We start from the raw sequence: 8,282 nt of genomic DNA on the forward strand, positions 1-8,282 counted from the left end.
TTTTAGTGAGGGATCCATGAGTAGGCAAGAAATAGACTATGAAAAAGTTGCCTCAGCAGCGGAAATATTAAAACAACGGGGTGAAGAACCTTCTTTGACCAGTGTCTGCGAAGAGTTGGGCATTTTGTCCTTAACTCCGCAGTTGTCTGCCTATTTGGAAAAATGGTACCACACGCAGCCTGAATTCCAGCGCTCCATCAATGTTCCTTTATCCGATAATATTCAAATTGAAGCGAGCGATGTGCTCGAAAAGAATGTTGAACTTGAAAAATCCCTGTCCTTATTGCGCGCAACGCTTGAATCCACTGCCGACGGTATCATGATGGTCAACGGTAAAGGCCAGGTGGTCGACTGGAATCAAAAATTTGTGGAAATGTGGCGTATTCCTTCCCATATGCTGGAATCTGGCACCGAAAGTATCGGCTTTGAGTATATCCTTGAGCAGCTCAGTAACCCCGCCGCCGTCATCGCCGATGTGCAATATTTGTATGAAAATCCCGAATGGCAGGGGGAGTTGCCGGTTTTGCATTTCAAAGATGGCCGTATTTTTGAACGCTACACCCAACCGCAGCGCGTCGGCAATGAAATTGTCGGCCGGGTCTACAGTTTTCGAGACGTGACCCAAAAGCGCATGGCCGATGATCAATTACGTATCCGTGAGCGCGCCATTGAAGCCAGCACGCACGGGGTAGCCATTATTGACATTACCAAGGCTAATCAACCGATTATTTACGTCAACAAAGCCTTTGAACGTATCACGGCCCACACCGAAAGCCAAACCATTGGGCAAAATCTTGCGCAATTATTGGGTACAAAAACCGATCATGTGAATCAAAAACGGATTGCGCTCGCCATTCGTGAATTGCGGGAAGAAACCGTGGAGCTTGAAAGTTACCGCCGCAATGGCGAATTGTTCTGGTGCGAATTAAGTGTCGCACCGGTCAGTGATTCATTTGGTAAGGTGAAGCATTTCGTTTGTATTATCAACGACATTACTCAACGTCGTGAGATGGAAAAGCAATTAGTCAGGCAGGCTACCCATGATTCTCTGACCGAGTTGCCTAACCGCGTACTGCTCATGGACCGGGTGGAGCAGGCTATTTTACAGGCCAAAAAGAAAGGCTCCATCCTTGCCTTTCTGTTTTTGGATCTGGACCGCTTCAAAATGACTAACGATACCTTGGGGCACAGCATCGGCGATAAACTATTGCAGGCTGTCTCCAATCGCCTGCTTATTGCCACCAATGATTTTGATACCGTAGCCCGTTTGGGCGGCGATGAATTTGTCATTCTGCTGCAGGATATCAGCAGTGAGAAGCAGGCACAGCAAATGGCGCAGGAATTGTTGCATATGATTGAAAAACCCTTTCAGGTCGATCAGCACAGTTTGAAAATCACCGGCAGCATTGGCATCAGCTACTATCCTAAAGATGGCCTGGACTATGAGTCGTTAATGAAAAATGCGGATTTGTCCATGTATCATGCCAAAGACAGCGGCCGCAACAATTACCGCGTGTTTGAACCGGAAATGAACCGCCGCGTCATTAACCACATGCAGTTGGATAATGCCTTGCGAGATGCACTCAAGCGTAATGAATTCTATTTGGTCTATCAACCGCTTATCGATTTAAGGATCGATAAAGTCGTTGGTGTTGAAGCATTAATCCGTTGGGAAAGTCATTTGTTAGGAAGTGTGTCGCCTATTGATTTTATCGGTATGGCTGAAGAGAACGGCATGATTATTGATATTGGCCGTTGGGTGTTGGAAGAGGCTTGCACACAGGCTGTTCAATGGCACAAGGAAGGCTATGAAGATTTAAGTGTGGCAGTGAATATTTCCGGGCGGCAGTTCCGTCAAAATTCCCTGCCGGAAGTGATTACCGACGTCTTGCAAAAAACAGGGCTTAAACCCCGTAACCTTGAACTTGAGCTGACCGAAAGCCTGCTGGTCGATGACATTGAAAGAGCGGTCCAAACGATGTATCGGCTGAAAGACATGGGCATCAAGCTGGTCATTGATGATTTCGGTACCGGTTATTCCAGTCTTTCCTATCTGAAACAGTTCCCCGTTGATAAATTAAAAATTGATCGTTCTTTTATCAGCGAACTGGTCAATGTGGAGAATGATGCAGCGATTGCACGAGCCATCATCAACCTTGGCCACAGCTTAAACCTTGAAGTCTTGGCTGAGGGGGTTGAAACGGAATTGCAGAAGAAATTCATTGTCGAACACGGTTGTGATTACGCCCAGGGTTACTATTTCAAACCGCCTCATAAAGCCTCTTCCATTAAAGAGTACATCGCTCAGTACTTTAAAAAATCGTAATACTCTCTCTTTAAGCCGTTTGTACGCCAAGATTTGTCCCGGCACGAATTTTGCTGGTTACTTTTCAGACATGTTTTGGTTTTGAAAAACGGATCATGGGTACCGCGGACAAGCCGCGGTACGTAGAGGTTTGGTCATGGTATACAGAGGCTTGGACCATGGTATGCAGAGGCTTGGCCTGAGTAGGCTGAGTCCACGTACCGCGGCTTGTCCGCGGTATCCATGGTACCCGTCAGGATGGTCATGGTATACAGAGGCTTGGACCATGGTATGCAGAGGCTTGGGCCTGAGTAGGCTGAGTCCACGTACCGCGGCTTGTCCGCGGTATCCATGGTACCCGTCAGGATGGTTGAGGAAAATGCTTTCCTCCATAGGAGCAATGATGCAATAAAATGTTTAAAACAGGTTGTACTTAATAGGAGTAAGGTATTACTCATGCTGTAAACCTGTATGGAGGCGGTTTTATGAGAAATCTGACCATTATTGGTTCAGGCCTGGCTGGTACTTTATTGGCTCTTTATATGGCCAGGCGGGGCTATGAGGTGGTGATCTATGAGTCGAGGCCTGATTTGCGCGTCGTGACTCACGATCGTGGCCGCTCCATTAATCTTGCGCTCTCCTGTCGCGGCTTGACTGGCCTGGCTGGCGTCGATTTAAGCGACAAGGCTAAACGCATTTTAGTGCCCATGCGGGCCAGGGCTATTCATGAGGAACATGGGCCAATTAAATACCAGGCCTTTGGCCGCCACGCTGATGAATACATTAATGCCGTGCAGCGCAGCGATTTAAATGCCCTGTTGCTCGATACAGCAGACAGCATGCCTACGATTACCATCCACTTTGACATGAAGCTGTTAACCGTTGATGTGCGACAAAAATTACTTCATTTTGAAGATAAAACAGGCCAGCGGTCAACAATTGCCTATCATCGCTTAATCGGGGCAGATGGCGCAGGTTCCCTGGTGCGGGAAAGCCTGACCCGTGAAGGGCTGGTGACGTCCAGCCGAACCTATTTACCGCACGGCTATAAAGAATTATCCATTAGCAGCGGCCATCCTGAAAAGCTCGTGGGTGAACACCTGCATTTATGGCCGCGGGATTCATTCCTGCTTTTGGGAAATCCCAATACCGATCATTCCATTACCGGGTCCCTGTTTATGCCGCATGAGGGAGTTAACAGCTTTGCCGAACTCGATAGCGAGGTCAAGATAAACCATTTCTTTAAACGGGCATTCCCTGATGCCTTTGACGCCATGCCGGATTTGGTGGGGGAGTTTCTGCAAAATCCGACTGGGCATATGAGTACAATTAAAACATCGCCCTGGTATTACAGGGATGAGTGCCTGCTCATTGGCGACGCAGCGCATGGAATCGTGCCCTTTTTTGGGCAGGGGATGAACAGTGCCTTTGAGGATTGCCGTATCCTTAACGCGTTGCTTAATCAATACGATGATGACTGGCAACAGGTCATGCCTGCTTTCTATAACGCCCGTAAGGCCAATACGGAGGCGGTAGCCCGCATGTCCATGGATAATTATCACGAAATTCAGATTGATATACGGGATGAAAAATTTAATTTAAAAAAACAACTGGAACAGGAGTTGATGCATCGCTACCCCAATCGATATGTGTCCAAGCATGTCCTGGTCATGTTCACCAACACGCCGTACTCCGAGGCCATGGCGGTGGGTAACATCCAGGGCGAATTACTTAACGTCATTTGTGATGAAGCGAGGTGCGTTGAAGAAATCAATTGGAAACAAGTAGACGTATTAATGGACGAATACGACAAAAAATTGGCGAATTTAGCCTTGCCATAAAAAAATCCCTTAAAATGAAGGGGCTTTCTGGTCAATTTTTTGTCAAAAACTGGTTTTCAGGGACAATTTTTTGTCGCTTTCTGAGGGTTGGTCGTGCAATAAAGAAAAAAAGACCATGGTGGAATGGGCATTACTGGTTCGGGGTCCCACTATTTTTGTGCAAAAAGTTGGCACGCGGGCTGCAAAAGGTAAATTGTCCAACCCATTTTGTGCCTCGGAGGCCGCTATGAAAACGATTCAACTGTATATTGACTCTAAACAACAAGAGTTTATGAACCACCCATTTTTTGAAGTATTGGAACAATTAAAAAGCCTTGAAGAAATCAGCTATTTTGTTCCCGAACTCACTTTTTGGGCCATGACATTCCAGGATATTTTACGTCTTAATGAAGAGAGAGTAACGGATCCCTACCTTAAAAAAGTAGCCCGCCACCATCGACTGGAAGATGCCGGACATGAAAAATGGTTTCTGCATGATAAAAAGTACATGAGTGCGGTCAGCCATGACAAATGCTGCTCGCATGATGACGTAGCCTGGCTTTACAGTAAGGAGACTCAATTAACCCGTGACGCAGCGTATTCCATCATGTCTGAAATCTATAAAACAGATGATGAAATATTAAACATAGCCTTATTGCTAACACTGGAATCTTCAGGCCATGTGTTCTTCGAAAAGGTCGTGAAACAAGTCAAAAAGACGGGTGAAGACAAAAACCTGAAGTACTTCTCAAGCTCGCATCTGGAAGTGGAAATGGCGCATGCTCTCTTTGAAGAAGAGATGGAACGCAAGCTCTTTGAGCGCCCTGTGTCCGTGCATACCCGCCGTGAAGCCTTAAAGATGATTGATCGATGCTACGACGCATTCAACAAGATGTTTGATGGATTGATAATTGCATGCCAACAACGTTTGGAACTGGCCAAAGAAAGGAATCAACAACATGCAGCAAACGCAGTGGAATTCGTCTCAGATCAAGCAGTGTAAGAAGGAGTTTGGACAGGCGATGCTCAGCAATGAGCATTCGCTTTTTTCTTTTGGCGAAGATTTCGGCAAACTCCTGCGGGCATCGCCCCATGCGGTTTTCCAGCCTAAAGACCTGGATGCTCTGCAGGCCATTCTTCGTTACGCCCACCACCAGGCTCTGCCGGTCGTCATTCGCGGCAGGGGCTTAAGTCAAAGCGGCCAATCACTGCCGGTTGAAGGCGGCGTCACCCTGCATCTTGAGCATTTCAACCGCGTACTCCATCAAAAGGACAATGCCATCTGGGTGGAAGGCAACGCCACCTTCAGCGATTTACTGGCGGTGAGCCTTAAAAAGAAACAGATTCCCTACGTGATTCCCTACAACTGTAATCTCTCCGTCGGCGGTGTGTTATCGGCTGGGGGCGTGGGGGCTGCGTCTTTTCAATACGGCACAGTTATTTCACATGTCAAGGCCCTTGAGGTCATTACCGCTGATGGTGAAAAACACGAGGTATCAGCCGGTGATGAACTGTTTAAAGCCTGCCTGGGGGGGCAGGGACAGTTCGGCGTTATCAGCAAAGCCTGCATTGCATTGCGGCCCTGCAAAAAAAATGTACGTACTTTTTTCTTAAGTTACCATGATGAAAATCAGTGGCGAGAGGATCTTTATAAAGTGCGGCGTCTGGCCGACGGCCTGGAATCTTTTTGCACCCCGGCCATTCAGGGCGCGAAATTAACCGGTCAAGGCCGTTTCCCCTTCGCCGAGTGGCTTTATGCCATGCACGTGACGATTGAATATGATGAGGTTCCGCCGGACGTCAGCCGCATCCATGAGCTGTTAAACCCGTGGAAAATTCTGCACCAGCAGGATGAGCCCATCGACTCCTACCTGCATCGCCACGACTCGCGCTTCGCCGCCATGAAAATAACGGGCCAATGGGATCTGCAGCACCCCTGGTATGAATGTTTTATGCCGGCAAAAGCCCTCTTTCCCCAATTAAAAGAGGTATTGGCTAACTTGCCTGTGCATTATGCCAATATTTTACAGGTCATCCCCTTGGGTTCTTCGCTGCGCGATACCCTGTTTGCCTTGCCAGACAGCGAGGACATCTGTGCGGTCATGATTTTAAACCCAGGTATCGCCGCCGTGCTGTTGCCCAGTTGCTTAGCCGCCATGCAGGCATTGGATGAGCGATTTTTAAAAGCCGGGGGCAAGCGTTACCTGTCAGGATTTTTGGGGGAGGAGATTTCATCAGACTACTGGCGTCATCATTATAATGGCCAGTTTGAACACTGGCGGCAGTTAAAACATGATTATGACCCGAAACGCATCTTTCAATCGCATTTGTTTAAGTCGCTCAACAGGCGGTAGGCGGGCGGCCAATGAGGGCCGCTCTTTTATGCCAGTGATTTAGTGTTGTAATTCCATTGAGGCGGTTTGCTCTTCTTGACCGGTCAGCGACGGAGTCTTGGCAGGGGTAAAAAGCAGCGGTGAAGCCGGCGAGGCAAAAACCGGGGTTGGTATTCTTGTGCGTGATTTCATGCGGATGAGCAACTCATTCACCTGTTTAAACAGAGGATCGTCACTGGGAAAAGCCTGGCCCCATGTGTCAAACAGCTGCATAAAAAAGACAAGGCCTGCCGCGTGGCCGCCATGATAGCTGAGATCATACAGGTAGGCCGTAATATGTGTGATAACAGGCGCTAAATGCGCATACCATTCGCCCATGGAAAGGCGGCCTACCAGTTTGTCTGCCAATAAATCCAATAGCCTGTAACAGGTTTTATCCTGAAGCAGCCAATACACAATGGATTTGTCGCCAATGCCATTTTTAGGTGTTTTGGTTAACCGCATGATCCAGGTATTGGCCGGAATGTCATCAATGAGTTGGGGATTTTTTTCAAGAATAAGCAGGAGAAGTTGTCGACCCTTTGGGGTGGTGGAAAACCAAAAAAGCGGCGTGCTATTGGCAAAACCCGGTTTAAACCAAGCCGCTGGTGAGATTTTTTCAAGCAAATTGGGATTTTTAGTCAACAGCCATGTAAAAAAAGTATTTTCCTGAACACAAAATTCAAGCAGGCAGCTATTGTTTCTACTCAGGATTGAGGGTGGTATGAGGTCAGGTAAATCCGGGTATCGGTCGATGAATTGATCCAAAAAGTCGTGGCTATTACAAATCAGGGATTCTATTGCAGAGCTGACCAATGCCGGCTCATGGACTTCAAACCAGGCTGCAGGAGGAATTTTTGCCCAAAACTCAGGGTATTTATTTAAGTATTGTTGTAGCAGGTGGCATCCATGCTGGCTTAACGCCAAGGCTTGCAATAACGTCAGGGGAACCTCTACATTAGGCAGTGCGGTGGTATTTTTTCGGCATAATTGTTCCGGTGAAAAAGGAGGCTTGGTCAGAGCCATTCGACTGATTTTTTCTAACGCGGATGTGACATGCTGGTAAGCGCGAGTCGATTTTGCAATCATCCAGACATAGGTAAGCTGAACCCAGGGGGTCACAAAGCCTTGGTCCCCTGGGTATTCCTCAAACCATTTTTCCAATGGAATTTTGTCGGCAATGATCGGCAATAAATCAGGGCAGTTAGCGATTAAATGGAAAAAAGGCGAACTGACGTGAAGCCCCTGGGTTATTTTTTTAGTCCATAACTCCTCCGGGATGTCTAAAAGTGTGAGGCAGCGAAAGGGGACTCTTTCTCGTTTCTCGCATAAATAGTGAAGGAAGGATCGCGTCACATCAGAATCGCTTTCACGGTACGGGGATGATAGGCGTTCAACGGTTAAAAATTTTACACAGATCGCCGTAAAGGAAACAGGGGCCAGTGCCTTTTCAATCGCTTTATGGTGATTGAGTGCATAGACAAGAAGATTGGGATAATGTCTAACCGGTGTGCCCAACCAAATCTGTTTCGCCTGGGAAAAAGTGGCATTCAGTTTGTTGCTATCCGGGTGCTTAAGCGGTGTCTCCTCCTCGGCCGCTTTCACCACCGCCTCGACCAAAGCCTTAAAGGGGTTATTTTTTTGACGGGATTGGGGTGTCGCGTCGTTGTTTTCTCCTTTTTCCGGGTGTTTTTTGAGGTTTTTTTCAACGACTTTCTCAATGGCATTGGCCTGCTCGATTTTGCCGAGTTGTCTGAGACGGATGGCTTCGTTGTTCCAGTCTTG

General features: G+C 47.6%; 5 protein-coding genes. 4 read left to right on the forward strand and 1 reads right to left on the reverse strand.

Annotation, left to right across the window (positions count from 1 at the left end):
* The first annotated feature begins 16 nt into the window (after positions 1-16).
* The 4 genes from Lery_RS11765 to Lery_RS11780 all read left to right on the forward strand — a co-directional run bounded on the left by Lery_RS11765 (position 17) and on the right by Lery_RS11780 (position 6,479).
* Positions 17-2,326, forward strand: a complete 2,310-nt coding sequence (locus Lery_RS11765; protein WP_058527447.1) for a bifunctional diguanylate cyclase/phosphodiesterase — start codon at positions 17-19, stop codon at positions 2,324-2,326.
* A gap of 464 nt (positions 2,327-2,790) precedes the next feature.
* On the forward strand, positions 2,791-4,146 hold the full coding sequence (locus Lery_RS11770) for an FAD-dependent oxidoreductase (RefSeq protein ID WP_058527448.1): 1,356 nt from the start codon (positions 2,791-2,793) through the stop codon (positions 4,144-4,146).
* 226 nt (positions 4,147-4,372) lie between these two features.
* Complete coding sequence (locus tag Lery_RS11775) at positions 4,373-5,128, forward strand: hypothetical protein (protein ID WP_058527960.1); 756 nt, start codon at positions 4,373-4,375, stop codon at positions 5,126-5,128.
* Positions 5,085-6,479 (forward strand): FAD-binding oxidoreductase, encoded by a 1,395-nt coding sequence (locus tag Lery_RS11780; protein WP_058527449.1) that lies wholly within the window; start codon positions 5,085-5,087, stop codon positions 6,477-6,479. The genes Lery_RS11775 and Lery_RS11780 overlap by 44 nt, the downstream gene beginning before the upstream one ends.
* A 39-nt stretch (positions 6,480-6,518) precedes the next feature.
* On the opposite strand, the gene Lery_RS15540 is transcribed toward Lery_RS11780, so the two are convergent.
* Positions 6,519-8,282: hypothetical protein (locus Lery_RS15540; RefSeq protein WP_193392312.1), on the reverse strand; the 1,764-nt coding region annotated here is incomplete at its 5' end.

It is taken from the genome of Legionella erythra, assembly GCF_001467615.1.
Classification (GTDB): domain Bacteria; phylum Pseudomonadota; class Gammaproteobacteria; order Legionellales; family Legionellaceae; genus Legionella_C; species Legionella_C erythra.